Source organism: Flexivirga aerilata (assembly GCF_013002715.1).
GTDB lineage: Bacteria > Actinomycetota > Actinomycetes > Actinomycetales > Dermatophilaceae > Flexivirga > Flexivirga aerilata.
This window is the reverse complement of the sequence record NZ_JABENB010000001.1, coordinates 2,412,688-2,433,296: the sequence shown is the minus strand read 5'-3', so window position 1 is coordinate 2,433,296 and position 20,609 is coordinate 2,412,688. Positions and strand designations below refer to the sequence as shown.

The following is a 20,609-nucleotide window of genomic DNA, read 5'->3' as shown; positions in this document are numbered from 1 at the left end:
TCAAGATAAGTGAATCACAGGGGTCCAGCGGCAGTCAGCGAAGGTGAACCTAACTCCGCGCCGGTCGGTCTGCGACGTCCACCGGCTTACGATTCTCCCACCCGGGACAAGATCGCGATGCACTCCACGTGATGCGTCATCGGGAAGGCGTCGAAGGCGCGCAGCGAAGTCACCCCGTAACCGGCGTCCGCGGCATAGGACAGGTCGCGGGCGAGGGCGGCCGGGTCGCATGCGACGTAGGCGATCGCGCGCGGCTGCCGGGCGGTGATTTCCCCGATCACCTCGCGTCCGGCGCCGGTGCGCGGCGGGTCGAGCACCACGAGGTCGACCGTGTCGAGGCCGTCGTCGATCGCGGACTGCCAGCCATCGCGGCCGATGTCGGCGCGCTGCAGGCTCGCCTGCGGCAGTCCGGCCAGGTTGCCCTGCCCGTCCTGCACGGCCCGCGCGTCGCCCTCGAGGCCGAGCACCCGGCCGTCGGTGCCGACCGCGTCGGCGAGGAAGGCGGTGAAGACACCCACCCCCGAATAGAGGTCGAGCACCCGCTCCCCCGGCTGCGGCCGCAACCGGTCGAGCACCTCGGTGACGAACGTGCTCGCAGCGCCCGGGTGCACCTGCCAGAAGCCGCGCGCCGACACCGCGAAGTCACGGTCACCCCTGCCCGCAACGTGAACGGTCTCAGTAACGTTCGGCACCGGGTCTCGGTGTGCGGCGTCCTCCGCTGCGCTCCCCCCGCCGCTACTCGACCGGCGAATGGGCAGATCGATCGCCACGACCTCGCCGGCGGAGTCGACCGCGACGTCGACGCCGGTCACCCCGGTCTCGACCACCTCACCGAGCAACCCGGTGGCGGCGATCTCCGGCACCGTGATCAGGCAGTCGTCGACCGGCACCACGTCGTGCGAGCGGTGACGGCGCAGGCCGATGCGTCCTCGCGGGGTGGCTGCGAATTCGACTCTCGTGCGCCAGCGTTGGCCCTCCTCGTCACCGGGGACGGCCTCGACCTCGCCGTCCCACTCGATGCCGGCCAGCCGCTGCAGTTGCTCGCGCACGACGCGGGTCTTGAGCTCGCGCCCGAAGCGGGCGGACGTGTGCTGCCAGTCGCAGCCTCCGCAGAGACCGGGCCCGGCATACACACACGGGGAGGGGCGGCGCTCGGGTGACGCCGTGAGGATCTCGACCGCGTCGGCGCGCAGGAAGCGCGACCCGGTGCCGCCGTCGGTGACCTCGGCGACGACCCGCTCCCCCGGCAGCGAGTGGCGCACGAAGACGACCCGGCCGTCATGCCGGGCGACGCAGTGACCGCCCTGCGCGACATCCTCGATGTCGAGAGTCAGCCGCTGACCGACCAGCGAATCGCCCTGCGCCGCACGGTTTCTGGGGCGGCGGCGATCACCCCGGCCGCGGCCTCGCTGCCGGGCGCTCATCGCCCGCGCCGGACCGCGCCAGGGGCGAATCCGTCGAGGTGCTGCTCCTGGCCCTGGCTGGAGTCCAGCTGCCACGGCACGCTCGCGACCATGACACCCGGGGTGAACAACAGACGCGACTTCAGCCGGAGCGCCGACTGGTTGTGCAGGAGCTGTTCGTACCAGTGGCCGACGACATACTCGGGGATGTAGACCATCACCACGTCGCGCGGGCTGTCTCGGCGAACGGCCTTGACGTAGTTGATGATCGGGCGGGTGATCTCGCGGTAGGGCGACGCAATGATCTTCAGCGTCACCGGGATCTCCCGGCGCTCCCACTCCTCCTGCAGGGCCTCGGTCTCCTCCGGGTCGACGTCGACGGTGACCGCCTCCAGCACCGACGGACGGGTCGCCCGGGCGTAGGCCAGCGCGCGCATGGTCGGCTTGTGCAGCTTGGACACCAGGACGATCGCGTGCACCCTGGACGGCAGCAGCTGGTCGTCCATGCCCTCGGCGAGCGCCAGCTCCTTGCCGACGTGGGAGTAGTGGCGGCGAATCTGCATCATCAACAGGAAGAGCACGAACATCGCCGCCACCGCGTAGCCGGCGCCGTGGGTGAACTTGGTCAGCAACACCACCAGCAGCACCGTGCCGGACATCACCGCACCGACGCCGTTGATCAGCCGCGAGCGCTTCATCCGGTTGCGGGCGCTCGGGTCGGTCTCGTCGCGCAGCATGCGGTTCCAGTGCCGGATCATGCCGGTCTGGCTGACCGTGAACGAGACGAACACCCCGACGATGTAGAGCTGGATCAGCCGGGTGGGCTCTGCGTCATACACGATGACGAGCAGGGTGGCGGCACCGGCGAGGATCAGGATGCCGTTGGAGTAGGCGAGCCGGTCGCCGCGGGTGTGCAGCTGGCGCGGCAGCCACCCGTCGCGCGCGAGGATCGAGGCGAGCACCGGGAAGCCGTTGAACGCGGTGTTGGCGGCGAGCACCAGGATCACACCGGTGACGATCGAGACGAAGATGACGCCGAGCGGGAAACCCTGGAAGACCGCGTGTGCCAACTGGCCGAGCACGGTGTCCTCGTTGTAGTTGACGACCGGCTTGCCGTCGAGCAGCAGCGCACCCGGCCGGTCCGGGTCCTGGATCTTGATGCCGGTCCAGTTGGCGAGGGTGACGATCGAGACGAGCATCGTCACCGAGATGGCACCCATCAACAGCAAGGTGGTGGCGGCGTTCCTGCTCTTCGGCTTCTGGAAGGCCGGCACCCCGTTGGAGATCGCCTCGACACCGGTGAGCGCCGCACAACCGCTGGAGAATGCCCGCAGCAGCAGGAACATCACCGCGAGCTGGGACAGGGTGTCCATGTCGGGCTGGGGTGCCAGGGCGAACTTCGCGCTCTCGGCCATCGGCAGGTCGCCGAGCAGCTTGCGGACGATGCCGACGATCGCCAGCGCGAAGATGCCGAGCATGAAGAGGTAGACGGGCACCGCGAAGAACGAGCCGGACTCGCGCACACCGCGCAGGTTCATCGCGGTCAGGCCGACGATCAGCCCGACCGCGACCTCCATCTCGTGCCCGTGGAGGAACGGCGCCGCGGATGCGGCGTTCTGCACACCCGAGGACACCGACACCGCGACGGTGAGGGTGTAGTCGACGAGGAGCGCGGACGCGACCGTCAGCCCCGCCTTGGGACCGAGGTTGGTGGTGGCGACCTCGTAGTCACCACCGCCCGAGGGGTAGGCGTGCACGTTCTGCCGGTATGACGCGACGACCACCGCCATCACGCACACCACGGCGATGGTGATCTGCCACGAGTGGGTGAACGCGAAGCTGCCGCCGGCGAGGCCGAGGGTCAGCAGGATCTCGTCCGGCGCGTAGGCCACCGACGACAACGCGTCGCTGGCAAAGATCGGCAACGCCAGCTTCTTGGGCAGCAGCGTCTCACCGAGCCTGTCGCTGCGCATCGCGCGACCGACGACGAGACGCTTGACCGCGCGACCTGTCACAGACACAACGCGAGAGTGTACGGCGACCGGGACGCTTCCCGGTGCGCCGGTTCATCACCGTCTGCGGCGCGGTCGCCCGGGGCACGACGGACCCCGCACGTCCGGTAACTTTTCCGACGTGTATTTCGTCATCATGGGCTGCGGCCGGGTCGGCGCGACCCTCGCCCTCAGCCTGGAGAAGCACGGCCACGAGGTCGCGGTGATCGACCGCGACGAGTCGGCCTTCCGACGGCTCGGCCCGTCTTTCGAGGGACGCCGCGTCACCGGCGTCGGCTTCGACCGGGAGACGCTGATCCAGGCCGGCATCAAGGACGCCTACGCGTTCGCCGCGGTCAGCAGCGGTGACAACTCCAACATCCTGTCCGCACGGGTCGCCCGCGAGACGTTCGACGTCGAGCACGTCGTCGCGCGCATCTACGACCCGGGCCGGGCCGAGATCTACGAACGCCTCGGCATACCGACGGTGGCCACGGTGCGCTGGACCAGCGACCAGGTGCTGCGCAAGCTGCTGCCGCAGGGCGCGCTGCCGCTGCACACCGACGCCAGCGGCAAGGTGATGCTCGCCGAGATCCCGCCGCACCCGAGCTGGGTCGGCAGCCCGCTCTCCCGCATCGAGCAGAGCACCGGCGGCCGAGTGGCCTACCTGACGCGCCTCGGCGACGGCATGCTGCCCGGCGGCGACACCGTCTTCCAGGAGGGCGACCTGCTGCACCTGATGCTGCCCACCGACCGGGCGGCCGACATCGAGGACCTGCTCACCTCCCCCAAACCAGTCGACGACTGACCAGGAGAATCGTCAGATGCGTGTTGTTGTCGTCGGCGCGGGAAGCGTCGGCCGGTCGATCGCCCGGGAGCTGATCCTGCGCGGTCACCAGGTGCTCATCATCGACAAGTATGCCGAGGAGGCGCGCACCCGTTCGGTGCCCGACGCGTCCTGGCTGCTCGCCGACGCGTGCGAGATCAGCACGCTGCGCGAGGCGCGGCTGGAGGACTGCGAGGTGGTGGTCTGCGCCACCGGCGACGACAAGGTCAACCTCGTGGTGTCGCTGCTCGCCAAGACCGAGTTCGGCATCAACCGCACGGTGGCCCGGGTCAACAACCCCAAGAACGAGTGGATGTTCGACGAGGCGTGGGGCGTCGACGTCGCCGTCTCCACTCCCCGTCTGATGACCGCGCTCGTCGAGGAGGCGGTCAGCGTCGGCGACCTGGTGCGGTTGTTCCAGTTCCAGCAGGGCAAGGCCACGATGGTCGAGATCACCGTCCCCGCCGACAGCCCCAACGTGGGCGTCGCGGTCGGTCAGCTGGAGCTGCCGCCGGAGTGTGTGCTGGTCGGCATCATCCGCGACGAGGTGCCGATCCCGCCCAGCCCGTACGACGCGATCGAGGCGCTCGACGAGTTGCTGCTGCTCGCAACCCCCGAGGCCGAGCAGTCGCTCGGCGCGGTGCTCACCGGGCGCCCGGCGGACCAGATCCGCACGCACTCCCCCGGCGACTGAGGCCCTGCGGGCGTTACTGGCCCTGCTTGATCTCGTAGGCCGGGTTGAAGATCGTCGGCACACCCTTGAGATAGGTGACCCGGCCCTTCACCTTGAGGTAGACGCCCGGCTCGATGCCGCCGATCCGGCGGCGGCCCAGCCAGACGAGGTTCATCGTGCGGCTGCCGTCATCGAGGTCCACGACCATCGCCGGGACCGTGCCGGTGCGCGGCCGCAGGCTCACGCTGCGGACCGTCCCGCAACAGGACGCGACCGACCGGTCGGTCGCGTCACAGATCGGGGTGCCACCGTGCTTCTTGGTGGCTTCCCGCAGCTCGTCCCGCTCCAGGGAGGTTTCCGACCGGGTCAGCCGGTCGGCCACCTTGCCGAACGACGTTCGCAGGCTCATCTCAACGCACCTCGGTGATCTCCGGGCCACGCTCGAACGGCTTGAAGTCGTCGGCGGTGTCGGACTTGTCGCCGGTCTGGTCCGGCGTGGCATTGGGGTCGGCGTCGTCGGCCTGCTCGGCCTGCGCCAGGACGTCCTGCGGGATCTCCAGCGGCAGCATCTCGCGCGGCGCGCGCGCCTCGGTGCCGCGGATCACCACACTGCGGCGGATGAACGCCAGCAGCGGCTCGGCCGCGGCCTCGTCGATCGCGGCATTGCCGGACAGCACCGCGCGCAGGAACCAGCGCGGGCCGTCGACGCCGACGAACCGGGCCGGCGCGTAGGTGGTGCGACCGTCGGGGCCGCGCGTGGGCATCCGGGCGTGCAGCTCGATGCCGAGCGGACCGAGCTTCTCCTCGGCGGTGCCACCGCCACCGATCAGGTTGTCGGCGATCTCGTCGCGGATGTCGTCCCACACGCCGCTGCTCTTCGGAGCGGCGAAAACCTGCAGCTGGCAAGCGGATTCGCCCTGCACGACGGTCATGCCGGTGATCTCCTGGCCCGACTCGTCGACGTCGAGCCGGATCTCCATGCTCGACTCGGGGATGATCGCGAGAGCGCCGAAGTCCAGACGTGAGTCGAGGTCGTCGACCTCCGTGCGGTCGAACGGCCCCTCCGATCGGTCGACCTCGTGCGGACGCGACAGCCGCCCCTCGGGCTGCTCGTCGGCGCCGCCGTCGACGGCGTCGCGCGCCTCGACCTCGTCCGCCTGCCCCGTCTCGGTGGCCGCGGCGTCGCCGGCGTCGTCATCGGTGGCGGCGTCGACGTCCTCGACCGCAGGGACGGCAGTCTGCTCGTCGCTGTCCTTGGCCTTGCGTCGGAAGAGTCCCACGATGGGTTGTGCCCCTTTGTCTTGTCGTCGTGCTCAGCGGCCGGCGAAGCCGCCGCTGTTTCCGTGTCCAGTCTCGCCCCGGACACTGTCCGGAAGCGAATCGACCGGCTGCCATTGCACCGCGACCACCGGCTGCACCACCAGCTGGGCGATCCGGTCACCGCGCTCGATCGTGAACGACTCGCGCGGGTCGTGGTTGATCAGGTTGACCTGGATCTCGCCGCGATAACCCGCATCGACCGTCCCCGGCCCGTTCAGGGTCGTCACGCCGTGCCGCGCCGCCAGGCCGGAGCGCGGGTGCACGAACGCGGCATACCCGTCGGGCAGCGCGATCGCGACGCCCGTCGGCACCAGCGACCGGTGTCCCGGCGCGAGCGTCACCCCCACCCGCGCGTAGAGGTCGACGCCGGCGTCGCCCGGGTGGGCGTATGACGGCAGCGGCAGCCCGGGATCGAGCTGCCGCACCGGCATACGCACCGATTGCACGGTCAGGCCGCGCACTCGGTGCAGACCGGCAGGCCGCCGACCTCTTTGGCCAGCTGACTGCGGTGGTGCACCAGGAAGCACTTGGAACAGGTGAACTCGTCCGCCTGACGCGGGATCACCTGCACCGAGAGTTCCTCGCCGGAAAGGTCCGCGCCCGGAAGTTCGAAGCCCTCGGCCTGCTCGGTCTCGTCGACATCGACGCTTGCGGTGTTCTTGTCGACCCGGCGTGCCTTCAACTCCTCGATGGAGTCGTTGTCGATGTCGTCGTCCGACTTACGTGGAGCGTCGTAATCTGTTGCCATTGCTTGGTTTTCCCGTCTCCTCGTCCGCCCACTCATGCCTGCTCGGGCGCGTCGTTTGATGTCCTTGCGCGCAATAACGCCAGACCGGCCGATTTTGTGCCCGAGCGGCGGCGATTGTGCCCCATCGGCGCGGGCGCCCGACACGCGGGGTCTCGGCTCGTGCCGGACCGGAGCGGTCAGCCAAGTGGTCGGGCGTCCACCACGGGCACCAGCCGGTCGACCAGCGACTGCGGTCCGGCGAGCACCAGGTCGGAGTCCGGCGCGCCTCCGGAGCGGCCCACCACGGTGCCGCCGGCCTCGGTGACCACCAGCCGGCCGGCGGCCTGGTCCCAGGCGTTGAGACCGGACTCGTAGTAGGCGTCGAGGCGGCCGGCACCGACCGAGCAGAGGTCCAGCGCCGCGCTGCCGGCGCGCCGGATGTCGCGCACCTGGTCGATGAGCTCACCCACCAGCGCGGCCTGCTTGCGGCGCTTGGCGGCGTCATACCCGAAGCCGGTGCCGACCAGCGAGAGCGACAGGTCGGTCTGGCCGCTCACCGCAAGGCGCGCGGAGCGACCGGCGTGCTGGAGGTGGGCGCCGCCGCCGAGCCGGGCGTGGAAGAGCTCGTCGGTCATCGGGTTGACGACCGCCCCCGCGACCGGCGCCCAGCCGCCCGACACCGACACGTCGCCGACGCAGGCGGCCACCGAGACGGCATACGCCGGCAGCCCGTAGAGGTAGTTGACGGTGCCGTCGATCGGGTCGACGACCCAGGTGATGCCGGAGCGGCTCTGCCGCGAGCCACCCTCCTCGCCGAGCAGACCGTCGTCCGGGCGCTGCTGCTCCAGGCGGGTGCGCAGCAACGCCTCGCTGCGCTGGTCCATCACGGTCACCACGTCGGTCGCGGTGCTCTTGGTCGCCGCGACACCCAACCGGTCGGGGCGCTCGTCGACGATCAGCCGGCCGGCCTCGGTGGCCAGGTCGCAGGCGAGTTGCTCCAGCGCGAGAAGTTCGTCGGGGGCGGGCGTGGTGTCCACGGGGTCAGTCCATTCCACAGGCGGCGGGTTTGTAGGCGCGCAGGTTGGGGCAGCAACCGGCGGCGCAGATCGGCGGCATCGGCGCGCCCGGCCAGCCGACCAGGTCGACCTGCTCGCCGCGGGCCTGCGCGGCCCGCTCCTCCACCAGGTCGGCCAGGCCCATCACGAACTCCGGGTCGGTGCCGACCGTCGGCACGCGGGTCATCCGGAGGCCGACCTCGGCCGCGGTCTCGGCGGCCTCGGTGTCGAGGTCGTGCACCACCTCCATGTGGTCGGACACGAAGCCGATCGGCGCGACGACCACGTCGGTGATGCCCTGCGCGGCGAGGCTGCGCAGGTGGTCGTTCACATCCGGCTCGAGCCAGGGCTGGCCGGGCGACCCCGAGCGCGAGCAGTAGACCAGCGCACCGCTCAAGTTGCGGTCGAGGGTTATGCCTGCCTCGTCGAGGATGACGTGCGCGATCTCGTCGTGCTGGTGCTCGTAGAGGTTGCCCTCGCCGTCGCCCGGGCCGGACGTGTCGTCCATCGCCTCCGGGATCGAGTGGGTCACGAAGACCACCCGCAGCTTGTCGTCGTCGGGCTGACCGCAGCCGCGCACCGCTTCGGTGACCAGCCGGGCATTGACCCGGGTGAAGCTCGGGTGCGTCGCGTACTGCCGGATCTTGTCGACCGCGAGCGAGCGGCCCTCGTCGGCCAGCTCGATAAGGGCGGCCGCGATGTCCTCGCGGTATTGCCGGCAGGAGCTGTATGACGAGTAGGCGCTCGTCGTCACGACCAGCACCTGCTGGGCACCGGCCTCCTGCGCCTCCCGCAGCGTGTCGACGAGGAACGGCTCGCTGTTGCGGTTGCCGAGCAGCACCGGGGTGGCGATGCCGCGGCGGCGCAGCTCCGCGTGCAGCGCCTGCTGCAGCGCGCGGGTCTGGTCGTTGATCGGGCTCTTGCCGCCGCGGGCGTAGTAGTGCTCGGCGACCGACTCCAGGCGCTCGTCCGGCACCCCGCGTCCGGCGGTCACCCGGCGCAGGAACGGCATCACCTCGTCACGGGACTCCGGGCCGCCGAACGAGAGCACGACGATCGCGTCGTACGGACGGACCGCGAGACCGGCCTCGTCCTCGGTGGGCTCGGGGTCGAGCGCGCCCTCGGTGACCGGGTCGGCCGGGGCCTGCGGCCGCTGCGTGACCTCCGGGACCTCACCCCCGCCCTTGGTGGCGTCGGGCGGCTCGGCGATCGGCGACGACATGGGGCGGGGCTCCTTCTCCGGCACGACGAGGGGTGGACGCGGAACGTCTCTACCCACGAAGAGTACGACGAGTCGGCGGCGGTGTTCCGGCGCGCCCTGCGGTGCCTGCGCGCGGCCGCGTGGCATGGTGGTCTGCGGTTGCTACGACAGGCCTATTTGGGAGAAACGCACATGCGGGAGTTGCGCCTCAGCGGCGTCCATGAGGACGGCGAACACTTGCTGCTCGTCGACGACGAGGGCGAGCGGTCGCAACTGCGCATCACCGAGGAGTTGCGGTCCGCCATACGCCGGGACCGGTCGCGGGCCCTCGCCGACGCCGGCGTGCCCGAGCATGACCAGGTCGAGCTGCGCCCGCGCGACGTGCAGGGGCTGCTGCGCTCCGGCCTGTCGCTGGAGGACGTCGCCGAACGCGCCGGCTGGACCGTGGAGAAGGTGTCCCGCTACGAGGCGCCGATCCGCGCCGAGCGCGACCACGTGGCCGCCCTGGCGCGCGCCGTGCCGGTCGCCGACCCCGCCGCACGACGCGGCGAGGAGGGCACTTTCGGCGAGCGGGTCGAGCGCCGGCTGGACGGCCGCGGGGTCGCCGCCGACGACGTGACCTGGGACTCCTGGCGGGACAGCGAGCAGGACTGGACCGTGCAGTGCGCCTTCCCCGCCGGCGGCCGCTTGCGGCAGGCGACCTGGCGGTTTGCGGTCGACACCTGCATCCTCACTCCGGTCGACGACGAGGCTCGCTGGCTGGGCGAGGACGAGTCGTCGCCCGGCCCGCTGCAGGCAGCCACGCCGGTGCGGGACACGTCGGTCTACGACGTCGAGGCCGAAGGCGGTCTCGACGGTGCCCCCGCGCCCAAGGTGCGCACGGTGCGCGGCGGCGCCAGCTCGGCGACCGCCGTCCCGAGCCACCCGGCGGGACGCGCCGCGGATCGCGAGGACACCTCGGCCGGCACTGCCACCGGCGGCGTCGCGGAGGCCGACACCGTCGACCTCATGGCTGCCATGCGCGAGCGCACCAAGGGCCGTCGCCGCAAGGGCCGCGGCCGCCAATCTGCTTCTGCGTCAACGGATTTCCCGGCGGACGCCGCGCCGCCGGCGCAGGTGGACACCGATGGCCCGCCTCCGCCGCTCGGGTCGCACCCGTGCGAGGAGGAGGCTGCCGCGTCGGCTTCGTCCACGTCGTCGGACGCGGCGACGACTGACACCACAGCCGACGCACCCGACGCTCCCGAGCGGCCCAGCCACGACCCGGTGACCGGCACCGCCGACATGTTCGCCGACTTCGACTTCGACAGCGTCCGCCGCCCGGGCAGCCGGAGCGAGACGCTCGCCGTCGACGACATCGCCCCGGACGACGACCGCGACGCGGTCGGCGCCGAGCCGGAAGTCGTCGAGGTGGCCGAGGACGATGTGCCGGCGGACGACGAGACCGCCGACGCTGCGGAGCAGTCGAAGCCCGAGACCGACGACACCTCCGACGGCACCACGGGCACCACGATCCCGGACCGCCCGAGCGCGGCGCGCAAGGGCCGGCCGAGCGTGCCCAGCTGGGACGACATCATGTTCGGCCGGCGCCCGGGTCGCGACTGAGCCCTCCGCGTCCGACCTTTCCGCGACCGACCCTCGGGGTTCAGCGGCGGTCGCGCCGGTCGGCGTCATACCCGGGCAGGCGGTGGTCGGCGATCTCGCTGCGCCGGATGCCGATCGTCTCCGCCTCGTCGCCGAACTCCTCGCGGCGACTGTCCTCGTAGGAGACGTCGTAGGACGCGTGGTGCTCGTCGGCCCGCTGCGGGTGCACGTCGTGTGGGTCGTCCTGCCGCGGACGCCGCCGAGCACGACCGCCCGTCGGCGCCGCGGCCCGGACCCGCGCCGGCACCGGGAGCGACCGGCCGGCATTCCAGATCAGCACCGCGCTCGCCCACGCGACGAGCACGACCGCGGCGAGGATCATGCCCAGCTGCGCGTTGGTCGGGATGGCCACGGCGACGATGCCGCCGATCACCCACGACAACTGCAGCAGGGTCTCCGACCGCCCGAACACGCTGGTGCGCATGTGCTCCGGCACGGTGTCCTGGATCTGCGAGTCGAGGGCGAGCTTGCCGAGTTGCTGGCCCACACCGGCGACGAAACCGACCGCGACCGCGGTCACCACCGAGAAGTGCACCGCCGCGACGACGACCATCACGGCGTCGGCGACGAGCGTGGCCAGCACGATCACCCGCGGCGAGGCGATCTTGAGCGCTGCACCCATGACCGTGCCGACCGAGTTGCCGACTCCTGCGGCGCCGAGCACGAGCGCCAGCGCCAGCGTCTTGCGGTCCTCCCAGCCCGGGAAAGGGTGGGTGCGCACCAGGAAGGCCAGGAAGATCGTGAGGAAGCCGGACAGCCAGCGCAGGCCGGTGTTGGCCCGCAGCGCGGTGACCACCGCCGGGCCGATGCCGCGGCCGGACGCGGTGCCGGTCGCCAGCCCGACGAGCGGCGCGGGCTTCTCCCCCACGCTCGAGTCGACCCGCTGCGGCAGCAGGATCGCCAGCACCGTGCCGACCGCGAAGAGCAACGCCGCCACCCGCAACGCCCAGGGCGCACCGCCGACCGCGGACGCCGCGCCGGCGAGCGCGCCGGCGATCCCCGCGCCGACGACTCCGGCCAGGGACAACCGCCCGTTGGCCTTCACCAGCGTCAGCTGCTCGGGCAGCAGCCGCGGCGCGGCTGCTGATCTGGTCACCAGGTAGGCCTTGGAGGAGACCAGCACACACAGCGCGACCGGGAAGAGCCAGGCCGACCCGTCCTCGACGGTCTGGGCGAGCACCCAGCAGAGGAACGCGCGGATCGCGAGCGTCGCCCCGATCGCCCAGCGCCGCCCGTGCCGGAAGCGGTCGAGCAGCGGCCCGATCAACGGCGCGACGATCGCGAACGGCAGCATCGTCAGGCAGAGGAAGAGCAGCACCTGCCCCTTGGCCTGCGCCGAGGAGACCGAGAAGAAGACGGTGCCGGCCAGGCCGATCGCGACGGCGGCGTCACCGGCCGAGCTGAACGCGTGCACCTGGATCAGCCGGGCGAGGCCGCTCTCACCGGCACCCTGCGCCTCGCTCGCCTTGCGCGCGGCCCGCACGGTGCCCTTGCTCGCGGCGGCGGTGAAGCGGGCCATCGCCCCGGCGCCGCGGACCACCCCGCGGCCGGCCGCCTTCGCGGTGCCCGCGCGGGCCGCGCCGACGGGCTGCGCGCCGGAGGATTCGCCGTGCGGCGCGGCGCCCTCGTCATACCCCTGCTCCCGGGGGTATGACGCAGGCGGCGTGCGCGGCGGCCCCTGGTGCTGACGGGGCGGCATGGGTCGCGTCCGCGACGCGTCCGGCAGAGGCTCGGTGAACGCGCGATCGCGCTCCGCGCGGCGGCGCTGCCGACCGGAGAGACCGTCGCGACTCATGCGTCCATCATGCCAAGCCGGACCGACTCTCGCCGGTTGCCGGGTCCGCCGCGTCGCGTCCGGCTCCCGGCAGCGGGCACAGGTCCAGGTCGAACGGCAGCACCTCGGGTGAGACGGCCTGCGCGCGGGCGGCGTGCGAGGTCATCCGGCGCATGTAGTGGCGCCGGCAGAGCACCTCGTATTCGACGGTGGCCGAGCTGCCGCCGCTGATGTCGCCGACCACCACCTGCTCACCCTCGACCACCATGTCGCCGTCGACGACGCGGGCGTTGTGGGTGGCCCGGCGGCCGCACCAGCACAAGGCCTCGACCTGCGGCACCTGGATGCGGTCGGCGAGTTCGATGAGGCGGCGCGAGCCCGGGAAGAGTTCGGTGCGGAAGTCTGCGGTGATGCCGAATGCGTAGACGTCGATGTGCATTTCGTCCACCAGCTTGGCCAGCTGCTCGACCTGCACCGGCGTGTAGAACTGGGCCTCGTCGCAGATCAGGTAGTCGATCACCCGGCCGCCGGTCGCCTGCTCGACCACCAGGTCCCAGAAGTCGAGGTCGTCGTGCACCTCCAGCGCGGGGTGCGACAGCCCGAGCCTGGAGGACAGCACCGACTCGCCGGCCCGGTCGTGCTTGGTGAAGACGAGCCCGCGACGCCCCCGGGCCCGGTGGTTGTGCTCCATCTGCAGCGCCAGCGTCGACTTGCCGCAGTCCATCGTGCCGGAGAAGAAGAGGAGTTCAGCCACGGGCGGCAACCTTACTGCGCGGGCAGGTGGATCATCGGCACCAGTTGCTCGGCGTCGGTGAGCGACCCGTGCTGCCCGATCAGGGACGACACGCGCGGGCGCATGACGCGCGAGTCGTAGGCACCGACCACCCCGTGCATGGCAACGACGACGTCCCCGATGCGTGGCAGCACGGCGTCGGACACGGTGCCGAAAAGCCCTGCGGCCACGGCTTTTTCGCGGCTCATCACCCACGCGTCGTCGCCGAGGCGCGCCTCCCACGCGGCCCGCACGTCGTCGGCCGCGCCGGGCCGGCAGTAGAGGTGGGCAGCGCGCATCTCGCCACCGGCGAGCTCGACACCAGCGCCGAGCTCGGGGTCGGTGGCGACGTCGATCTTGGCCGAGTCGGGCAGATCCACCATGCCGTGATCGGCGGTCGCGGTCAGCGACGTCCCGGCCGGCAGGCTGGCCGCGAGGCGCCGCATCTCGCCGTCGAACGCCTCGACCGCATCGCCCCATTGCCAGGATTCACAACCGTATTGGTGACCGGTGCTGTCGATCGCCCCCCAGTAGAGATAGACGAGCGCGCGGTCGCCGTCGCGCACCGCGGCGAGGGCGGCGTCGACCGCGCCAGGCAGGTCGCGGGCGCCCGCGAAGCGCGCTCCACGCAGGGCCGCGCGGGTCAGTCCGGACCCGTCGAACTTCCCCGGTCCGACCATCGTGACCGGCACGCCGGCTGCGCCGACTCGCTCGAACATCGTCGGATGTGGTTGCCATTGCAGCGGATCCGGGCCATCGATCCAGTCGAGTTCGTTGAAGAGCCGGTCGGTGCCGGGGATGCGCAACTGGTAGCCGACGAGGCCGTGCTCGCCGGGCGGCAGACCGGTGCCGAAGGTGCCCATGCTGGTGGCGGTGGTCGACGGGAAGCCCGCGGACAGGGTGGCCGGGATGTGGTCGGGCTGACCGCCGATCACCGACCGCAGGAACGGCGCGTGTCCCGACCGCCGGCGCAGCAGCTCGGCGCCCAGGCCGTCGGCCAGCACCACGACCGCACGCCGGGCCTCCGGCAGCGCGACGGCTGCCGGCCAGTCCTCGGGCAGCGGCAGCGCTCCCAGGGAGGCCGCGACCCGCGGCAGCACACCACCCAGCCCCCTCCCGTCGTATGACGGGGCGAGCGCCTCGAGACTCACCGCCCGATGGCTGCGGACAGTGCCGACGAGAACGCCTGCGCCTGACGCAGATTGGCGTCACCGTCGGCGTCGGCGCTCACCCGGAGCGCGATGTCGTCGCCGGTGATCGACCCCTCGTAGCCGTGGTCGGCGTCGCACGAGGGGTCGCCGCAGGTGGCCGGCAGCAGGTCGACCCGGGAGACCGCGCCCCACGAGATGGTCATCGTGACCTCGCGGCCGAGCGCGCCGGCGGTGTAGCCCTCCGGCTGCGCGACGACGTGCGCGAGCATGACGCCGCGGACCGACGACAGCGGCACGGTCTCGCTGGTCGCGGTGGCGACCGAGCCGAGGTGCGCGACCGGTGACTCCGGGCTGGGCGCGTGGTCGTCGGCGTGGGCGACGACCAGCCTGGTCGCGGTGAGCGCGAGGACCGTCACGTGCCGGCGCACGGTCTCGTTGTCGATGGTGGTCTCGGCGTGCACCAGATGTGAGTCCACCGGTTCGACGCCCACCGCGGACGCGACCACGTCGGCGACGAGCGCCGGGAAATAGCCGGCCTGCTCGATGTCGGCGAGGAGCCGGCCCGGCAGGACCGACCCGGTGATCTGCTTGCTGGTCGATGACATAACGACCATTGTCGCAGTTGTCAGGCGACCGGGAGTGAACGCCTGCCGGAGTCTGTGCGTGACGCGGGCGGCGCCACCACGATCGTGGCGCCGAGCACGTCGAGGCCGTCCGGGTGGGTGTTGACCGGGTTGAGCTCCAGCGACGCGACTTCCGGCAACTGTTCGGCGAGCACCGACGCCCTCGCGACCACGTCCTCGAGAGCAGCCTGGTCGATCGGCAGGCCGCCCCCGCGGCCGTGCAGCAGCGGCGCCGCCTTGGCCGAGTTGATCAGCTCCCGCACGTCCACCTCGGTGAGCGGCGGGATGCGGTAGGCGATGTCGCCCATCACCTCGGTCGGCGCGCCGGCCAGGCTGAAGCGCACGACCGGGCCGAAGAGCGGGTCCTCCCCCGTGGCGACGATGCACGGGATGCCGGGCGTCGCCATGCGTTGCACCACCAGCCGGTTGGCGTGCAGCGGCGCAAGGCGCTCGTCGAGCGCGGTGAACGCCTCCCGCACGGCGTCCGGGCGTCGCAGGTCGGCGCGCAGGGCGGTCACCGGCTGGGTGCGCACCAGCGGCGACACCGACTTCACCACCACCGGGTAGCCGATGGCGTCGGCGGCCGCCACCGCCTCGTCGACGGTGGTCACCGGGGTCTCCGCCCACACCGCGATCCCGTAGGCGGCGAGCAACTCGCGCACCTCGTCCGGTCGCAGGGCGCGCCCGTCCGGTGAGCCTTCGAGCACCCGGTCGATCAGGCGCTCGGCGCTCGCCCGGTCGACGCCCTCCGGCGTCACCGGGGTGCCGCGGTCGGTCGCGAGCCACTCGCCATACCTCGTGGCGGCGGCGAGTGCGCGCACACCGTCCTCCGGCAGTTGGTATGACGGCACGAACCGCCGGGTGCCGTCCGGCGCCTCCGCGGAGAGCTCCTCCGACATCCCGCTGATGCCGAGAAACGTTGTGATGCAAGGCTTTTCGTGGCGTGACGCGACCTCGGCGAGTGCCCTGGCCAGCACGATGCCCTCGACGATGCCCGGCTGCATGATCGCGGTGATGACGCTGTCGACGTCGGGGTCGGCGAACGCCGCCTCGACGGCGGCCTGCAGCTGCGCGGCGTCGGTGTAGGCCGGCAGGTTGACCGGCCCGTGGGTGACCTCCAGGCGCCAGCTGACCGCCGCGTCGGCAGCGAGCGCGCCGAGGGCGTCGGAGTTGCCGACGATCGCGACCCGCGGCCCTGCGGGGACCGGCTGGTTGACCACGAGCTGGGCGACGTCGAAGAGCTGGTGGAGGTTCTCCACCCGGATCACCCCGGCCTGGCGCAGCATCGAGGAGAAGGCGTCCGGCGAGGTGAGCGTCGGGCGCACCCGGTGCCCGGGTGGCACGCCGTATGACGAGACCCCCGACTTGACCACGATCACCGGCTTGGCCATCGCGAGGCGGCGGGCGATGCGGGAGAACTTGCGCGGGTTGCCCATCGACTCCAGGTAGAGGCCGACCGCCTGGGTGGCGTCGTCGTCGATCCACCATTGCATGACGTCGTTGCCGGAGACGTCGGCGCGGTTGCCGGTCGAGACGAAGTCGGTGAGGCCGAGCCCGCGCCGCCCGGCGAAGTCGAGGACGGCGATGCCGAGCGCACCGCTCTGGGCGAAGAGGCCGAAGCGGCCGGCGAGCGGCATCTCCGGAGCGAGCGAGGCGTTCAGGCGCACGTCGGGGCGGGTGTTGATCAGGCCGAAGGAGTTGGGGCCGGCCACCCGCATGCCGTGCCGGCGGGCGAGGCGCACCAGGTCGGCCTGCCGGCGTTCGCCCTCGGGGCCGGCCTCGGCGAAGCCGGAGGAGAGCACGAGCAGCGCCTTCACCCGGTGGGCGGCGCACTCGGCGACCACCTCGAGCACCCGCTCGGCGGGGACCGCGATCACCACGAGGTCGACCGGCTCGGGCAGGTCGGTGACCTTGAGGTAGACCTCGACGCCCGGGAGTTCGCCGTGCCGGCTGCTGCCCACGGCATACAGCCGGCCGGTGAAGCCGCCGGCCTGCAGGTGCTCGAAGACCCCGCGGCCGAGGCCGGTGGCCCGCTCGCTCACCCCGACGACCGCCACCGACGACGGCGAGAGCAGCGAGTGCATGCTGACCGCCTCGGCCCGCTGCTCGCGGGCGGCGCGCACGGCACGCGACTGCTCGGTCGACTCGATGCGGAACGACAGCGCGATCACGCCGTCGTCGAAGCGCCGGTCCACGGCATACCCGGCCTCGGTGAAGACCGACATCATCTTGTTGTTCTGCGGCAGCACGTCCGCCACGAACTCCTGAACGCCGGCCTCCCGGCCGATCGCCGCCAGGTGCTCCAGCAGCACCGACCCGACGCCGCGGCCCTGGAAGTCGTCGGCGATGTTGAAGGCGACCTCCGCGCGCGGGCTGTCGGGACCGGCCAGCCGGTCGTAGCGGGCGACACCGATCATCCGGCCGCTCGACTCGGCGACGAGCGCCACGCGTTCGCGGTAGTCGACGTTGGCGAAGCGCTGGGCGTCGCGGTCCGACAGGTGTTTGAGCGGCGCGAAGAAGCGCAGGTAGATGGACTCCTCGGACTGCCGGTCGTGAAACTCCTGCAGTGCCTGCTCGTCCCCGGGCCGGATCGGCCGGATCTGCGCGACCGAGCCGTCACGCAGCACGACATCGGCCTCCCAGTCGCTGGGGTAACCGGTCATGGGTGAAGCATGCCAGGGTTGCCCGGGAGCGCCGCCGCGCCGCCCCGTCAGGCCGGCGGATTGACGAGGCGCCACCGCGTCCCGTAGTCGGACGTCGCCCAGAACGAGCTGGTGGTGCGCGGCACCGCGTAGAAGTAGCCGGCGCCGGCGCTGGCGGTCCAGTCGAAGCCGCTCGACGGCACCGGCTGCTTGCTGGTGTTGTCGGCGGGCGCCCAGCCGTTGCCGCCGTCGCGGGAGACCACCAGGCTGCCCGCGCCGCTGTTGGCCGGCACCCCGGAGGTGTCCCGCGGGCCGCCGGCCGACGCGACCAGGTGCTTGTCGTCGGCGGCGGCGAGCCACACCTGTCCGAGGCGCGGCAGGCTCAGCGAGCCGACCGAGACGCTCTCCCAGTGCTGACCGCCGTCGCGGCTGCGCACGAGGGTGTATGACGTGGCGCTGCCCGACTCCTGCGGGTCGCACACGGCAAAGAGCAGCACCGGCCCGGTGACGTTGGTCGCGGGCGTCACCGATTGCAGCTGCCGGCCGTTGCAGGCGGCGGGCGGTGCCATCGGCTGCAGCCGGCCGCCGGTGAGGCGCATCGGCGGGATGGCCGATGCGGAGTCGCCGACCGACAGCTGCACGAAGGCCTGGGCGTTCTGCACCGTGACCTCACCGCCGCGCACCGGCGTGTCGGGGCTGTAGACCGCGGCCGGCTGCTCCACCGACGTGGCGGACGGCGCGAAGACGCTGACGTACATCGGGCCGTTGCACACACCCTGCGCGCAGTTGTCCGAGCTCAGCGCGACAACCTGCTGGTCGAAGACCTCGACGTCGAGCACGGTGCTGCCGGGATGCGGCAGCTTGCTGAAGCTCGCCCCACTGTCGCGCGTCACCCAGAGGTCGCCCCCGAAGACGTATCCCGTTGTGGGAGAAGCGAATCGCACCTGAGTGACCGCCCGGTCGGGCTGGATCTGCTGCACGTCGGTGCCGGTGGCGCTGGACACGTCGGTGCTGTCGAAGTTGTGCACCGCGGTCCAGGAGGTCCCGTTGGTGCCGGACCGCAGCAGCACCGGACAGACCGTGCCCCGGCAGCCCTGCGACCCGAGCGCGTAGAGCGTGCCGTGGCCGGCGTTGCTGACCGACCACGTGGTGAAGGTCTCCGGCACCTTGAACGGCTGCTGCGCGGGCGACACCGTGCGCCCCTCACCGGAGCTGCGACCGGAGGGCACCGTGTCGGTGTTGCCGGCGATGGCCTGTCCCTGGCGCACGCCGGAGCCGCCCATCGGTTCGCGCTGCCAGCTCCAGATCGCAAAGAGCGCGAGCACGGCGACGGCGGCGCTGGTGAGGGCGAGCACCCGGCTGCGCCGGCGCGAGGTGGAGCGGGAGGACCGCACGATCCGCTGCCAGGTGACCTCGCCGGCCGGCTCCTGCCGCACCTCGGCGCGCTGCTGGGCGAAGAACTGCGCGACGGAGTCGCCGTGCGCCGCCGGTTCGGGCTCGTCGCTCGGCCGGCCCGGCGACACGCCGGGCCGCTGCTGATCGGTCATCGGGCGGTCTCCAGCGACTCCGCGAGATGGCGGCGGGCGTCGAACAGGTCGCGTTTGACCGCGCCCTCGCTCTTGCCGATCTGGCCGGCCACCTGGGCCACCGACAGATCGGCGTAGTAGTGCAGCAGCACGACGAGCCGGTAACGCTCGGGCAGCGACTCGACCGCGTCCCGCACGGTGAGCCGGGTGGCCGGGTCGAGGCCGGCGGCAGCGACGTCGACGGCCGCCCGGCGACCGCCGACGAAGCGGTCGTATGCCGCCGCTTCGCGCCCACGCTTGCGCCAATGGTCGCGCACCTGGTTGGCCGCCGCGGTGTAGAGCCACGCACGCGGATCCTGCACCGACGGCCAATGCGTCATCAGCTTCACGAATGCCTCCGTCGCGACATCATGCGCCAGATCGCGATCTCCGATCAGCGTCGTCGTCCAGCCGACGAGCCGCCCGAAGTGTGCGTCGTACACCTCTCGGACGGCGCGTTCGACAGTTGCTTCCCCCGAAGCCACTTCCGCGCCACCTTTCCGTGGACCTCGGGGCAGTCGGCCCGGTCCCCGCAACAGTGGTCATGTCCGGGTGGACGACGTCGCGGGTCCCGCGGTTGGCTGCCCGCGAAAAATGTTCTGGCGATCCTATCTGCGCAGAATGTGCGCATGCAGTTGCGGGATGCGATCACGAGACGGCGGATGGTGCGGCGCTTCGACGCCGATCGCGACCTGCCTGCGGACGTCCTGGGCAGGATCCTCGAGCTGGCGCCGCGCGCGCCGAGTGCCGGTTTCAGCCAGGGCTTCGATTTCGTGGTGCTGCGCGGCGGCGAGCGCGCAGCCTTCTGGGCGGCGAGCGCGGACGGCGGCGCGCCCGACGCCTGGCTGCGCGGGGTGAGCTCGGCACCGGTGCTGATCGTCTGCTGCTCCGACCGCGGCGCCTACCTCGACCGCTACGCCGAGCCCGACAAGCCGTGGCCGGACCGCTCCGAAACCCATTGGCCGGCACCGTATTGGGACGTCGACACCGGCATGGCGGCGATGCTGATGCTGCTCGGCGCGGTCGACGAGGGGCTGGGCGGGCTGTTCTTCGGGGTGCCGGTCGAACGGCTCACCGCGGTGCGCGAGGCTCTCGCCATACCGCAGGATCGAGGGGTGGTCGGAGTCATTGCGCTCGGGTATGCCGAGAGCGACGCACCGTCGGGCAGCACCCGGAAGCGGCGGCGCCGACCGCTGTCCGAGATCGTGCACGCGGGACGCTTCGGGACGCCCTGGACCTGAG

The 20,609-nt window shown here is 71.9% G+C and carries 19 protein-coding genes; 4 read left to right on the top strand and 15 right to left on the bottom strand.

What is annotated here, in order from left to right; all coding sequences use genetic code 11:
• Positions 1 to 86: 86 nt before the first annotated feature.
• A complete protein-coding gene (locus HJ588_RS11445) occupies positions 87 to 1,424 on the bottom strand; it encodes a class I SAM-dependent RNA methyltransferase (RefSeq protein WP_171155052.1) in 1,338 nt (445 codons plus the stop codon).
• Entirely contained in the window at positions 1,421 to 3,424 is a 2,004-nt protein-coding gene (locus tag HJ588_RS11440; RefSeq protein ID WP_343036680.1) for an APC family permease, read from the bottom strand. The genes HJ588_RS11445 and HJ588_RS11440 overlap by 4 nt, the downstream gene beginning before the upstream one ends.
• Before the next feature lie 112 nt (positions 3,425 to 3,536).
• On the opposite strand from HJ588_RS11440, the gene HJ588_RS11435 reads away from it, so the two are divergent.
• Complete coding sequence (locus tag HJ588_RS11435; protein WP_171155050.1) at positions 3,537 to 4,202, top strand: NAD-binding protein; 666 nt, start codon at positions 3,537 to 3,539, stop codon at positions 4,200 to 4,202.
• A gap of 16 nt (positions 4,203 to 4,218) precedes the next feature.
• Positions 4,219 to 4,914, top strand: coding sequence for a potassium channel family protein (locus HJ588_RS11430; RefSeq protein WP_171155048.1), 696 nt, complete (start codon positions 4,219 to 4,221; stop codon positions 4,912 to 4,914).
• A gap of 13 nt (positions 4,915 to 4,927) precedes the next feature.
• Here the strand turns inward: HJ588_RS11430 and HJ588_RS11425 are convergent, their stop codons facing one another.
• The 6 genes from HJ588_RS11425 to HJ588_RS11400 form a co-directional block, all read right to left on the bottom strand.
• Positions 4,928 to 5,302, bottom strand: coding sequence for an OB-fold nucleic acid binding domain-containing protein (locus tag HJ588_RS11425; RefSeq protein WP_171155046.1), 375 nt, complete (start codon positions 5,300 to 5,302; stop codon positions 4,928 to 4,930).
• Position 5,303: 1 nt separating this feature from the next.
• Entirely contained in the window at positions 5,304 to 6,173 is an 870-nt protein-coding gene (locus tag HJ588_RS11420) for a DUF3710 domain-containing protein (protein WP_343036679.1), read from the bottom strand.
• Positions 6,174 to 6,206: 33 nt separating this feature from the next.
• Positions 6,207 to 6,644: a dUTP diphosphatase gene (dut, locus tag HJ588_RS11415; protein WP_212755429.1), complete on the bottom strand. Its 438-nt coding sequence runs from the start codon at positions 6,642 to 6,644 to the stop codon at positions 6,207 to 6,209.
• 17 nt (positions 6,645 to 6,661) lie between these two features.
• Positions 6,662 to 6,961 carry a DUF4193 domain-containing protein gene (locus tag HJ588_RS11410; protein ID WP_171155043.1) on the bottom strand — a complete coding sequence of 100 codons (300 nt, stop codon included), beginning with the start codon at positions 6,959 to 6,961 and terminating at the stop codon, positions 6,662 to 6,664.
• A gap of 176 nt (positions 6,962 to 7,137) precedes the next feature.
• Entirely contained in the window at positions 7,138 to 7,977 is an 840-nt protein-coding gene (locus tag HJ588_RS11405; protein WP_343036678.1) for an inositol monophosphatase family protein, read from the bottom strand.
• Positions 7,978 to 7,981: 4 nt separating this feature from the next.
• Positions 7,982 to 9,217 carry a ferrochelatase gene (locus HJ588_RS11400; RefSeq protein WP_171155040.1) on the bottom strand — a complete coding sequence of 412 codons (1,236 nt, stop codon included), beginning with the start codon at positions 9,215 to 9,217 and terminating at the stop codon, positions 7,982 to 7,984.
• 171 nt (positions 9,218 to 9,388) lie between these two features.
• On the opposite strand from HJ588_RS11400, the gene sepH reads away from it, so the two are divergent.
• Positions 9,389 to 10,801, top strand: coding sequence for a septation protein SepH (sepH, locus tag HJ588_RS11395; protein WP_171155038.1), 1,413 nt, complete (start codon positions 9,389 to 9,391; stop codon positions 10,799 to 10,801).
• Positions 10,802 to 10,841: 40 nt separating this feature from the next.
• Here the strand turns inward: sepH and HJ588_RS11390 are convergent, their stop codons facing one another.
• From HJ588_RS11390 to HJ588_RS11360, 7 genes are read right to left on the bottom strand one after another with little or no spacing between them, the layout of a single operon-like run.
• The gene (locus HJ588_RS11390; protein WP_246241808.1) at positions 10,842 to 12,635 is read right to left on the bottom strand and encodes an MFS transporter; all 1,794 of its coding nucleotides are present in this window, start codon (positions 12,633 to 12,635) and stop codon (positions 10,842 to 10,844) included.
• 7 nt (positions 12,636 to 12,642) lie between these two features.
• Entirely contained in the window at positions 12,643 to 13,368 is a 726-nt protein-coding gene (locus HJ588_RS11385; RefSeq protein WP_171155036.1) for a thymidine kinase, read from the bottom strand.
• Between the two features lie 11 nt (positions 13,369 to 13,379).
• Positions 13,380 to 14,537, bottom strand: coding sequence for an alkaline phosphatase family protein (locus HJ588_RS11380; protein WP_171155034.1), 1,158 nt, complete (start codon positions 14,535 to 14,537; stop codon positions 13,380 to 13,382).
• A complete protein-coding gene (locus tag HJ588_RS11375; protein WP_171155032.1) occupies positions 14,534 to 15,142 on the bottom strand; it encodes a DUF5998 family protein in 609 nt (202 codons plus the stop codon). Before HJ588_RS11375 ends, HJ588_RS11380 begins: the two co-directional genes overlap by 4 nt.
• A gap of 20 nt (positions 15,143 to 15,162) precedes the next feature.
• The gene (locus HJ588_RS11370) at positions 15,163 to 17,823 is read right to left on the bottom strand and encodes a bifunctional acetate--CoA ligase family protein/GNAT family N-acetyltransferase (protein WP_171155031.1); all 2,661 of its coding nucleotides are present in this window, start codon (positions 17,821 to 17,823) and stop codon (positions 15,163 to 15,165) included.
• A gap of 47 nt (positions 17,824 to 17,870) precedes the next feature.
• Positions 17,871 to 19,349: a WD40/YVTN/BNR-like repeat-containing protein gene (locus HJ588_RS11365; RefSeq protein ID WP_171155029.1), complete on the bottom strand. Its 1,479-nt coding sequence runs from the start codon at positions 19,347 to 19,349 to the stop codon at positions 17,871 to 17,873.
• Positions 19,346 to 19,852: a sigma-70 family RNA polymerase sigma factor gene (locus HJ588_RS11360; RefSeq protein ID WP_171155026.1), complete on the bottom strand. Its 507-nt coding sequence runs from the start codon at positions 19,850 to 19,852 to the stop codon at positions 19,346 to 19,348. Before HJ588_RS11360 ends, HJ588_RS11365 begins: the two co-directional genes overlap by 4 nt.
• Positions 19,853 to 19,996: 144 nt before the next feature.
• Here HJ588_RS11360 and HJ588_RS11355 point away from each other — a divergent pair, with 144 nt between their 5' ends.
• Positions 19,997 to 20,608 carry a nitroreductase family protein gene (locus HJ588_RS11355; protein ID WP_171155024.1) on the top strand — a complete coding sequence of 204 codons (612 nt, stop codon included), beginning with the start codon at positions 19,997 to 19,999 and terminating at the stop codon, positions 20,606 to 20,608.
• Position 20,609: the final 1 nt, after the last annotated feature.

Bases quoted from the DNA above. Each gene is read 5' to 3' on its own strand.
- HJ588_RS11445 (WP_171155052.1), bottom strand. From the start codon at position 1,424: ATGAGCGCCCGGCAGCGAGGCCGCGGCCGGGGTGATCGCCGCCGCCCC.
- HJ588_RS11430 (WP_171155048.1), top strand. From the start codon at position 4,219: ATGCGTGTTGTTGTCGTCGGCGCGGGAAGCGTCGGCCGGTCGATCGCC.
- HJ588_RS11425 (WP_171155046.1), bottom strand. From the start codon at position 5,302: ATGAGCCTGCGAACGTCGTTCGGCAAGGTGGCCGACCGGCTGACCCGG.
- dut (WP_212755429.1), bottom strand. From the start codon at position 6,644: ATGCCGGTGCGGCAGCTCGATCCCGGGCTGCCGCTGCCGTCATACGCC.
- HJ588_RS11410 (WP_171155043.1), bottom strand. From the start codon at position 6,961: ATGGCAACAGATTACGACGCTCCACGTAAGTCGGACGACGACATCGAC.
- HJ588_RS11400 (WP_171155040.1), bottom strand. From the start codon at position 9,217: ATGTCGTCGCCGATCGCCGAGCCGCCCGACGCCACCAAGGGCGGGGGT.
- sepH (WP_171155038.1), top strand. From the start codon at position 9,389: ATGCGGGAGTTGCGCCTCAGCGGCGTCCATGAGGACGGCGAACACTTG.
- HJ588_RS11390 (WP_246241808.1), bottom strand. From the start codon at position 12,635: ATGAGTCGCGACGGTCTCTCCGGTCGGCAGCGCCGCCGCGCGGAGCGC.
- HJ588_RS11375 (WP_171155032.1), bottom strand. From the start codon at position 15,142: ATGTCATCGACCAGCAAGCAGATCACCGGGTCGGTCCTGCCGGGCCGG.
- HJ588_RS11370 (WP_171155031.1), bottom strand. From the start codon at position 17,823: ATGACCGGTTACCCCAGCGACTGGGAGGCCGATGTCGTGCTGCGTGAC.
- HJ588_RS11365 (WP_171155029.1), bottom strand. From the start codon at position 19,349: ATGACCGATCAGCAGCGGCCCGGCGTGTCGCCGGGCCGGCCGAGCGAC.
- HJ588_RS11355 (WP_171155024.1), top strand. From the start codon at position 19,997: ATGCAGTTGCGGGATGCGATCACGAGACGGCGGATGGTGCGGCGCTTC.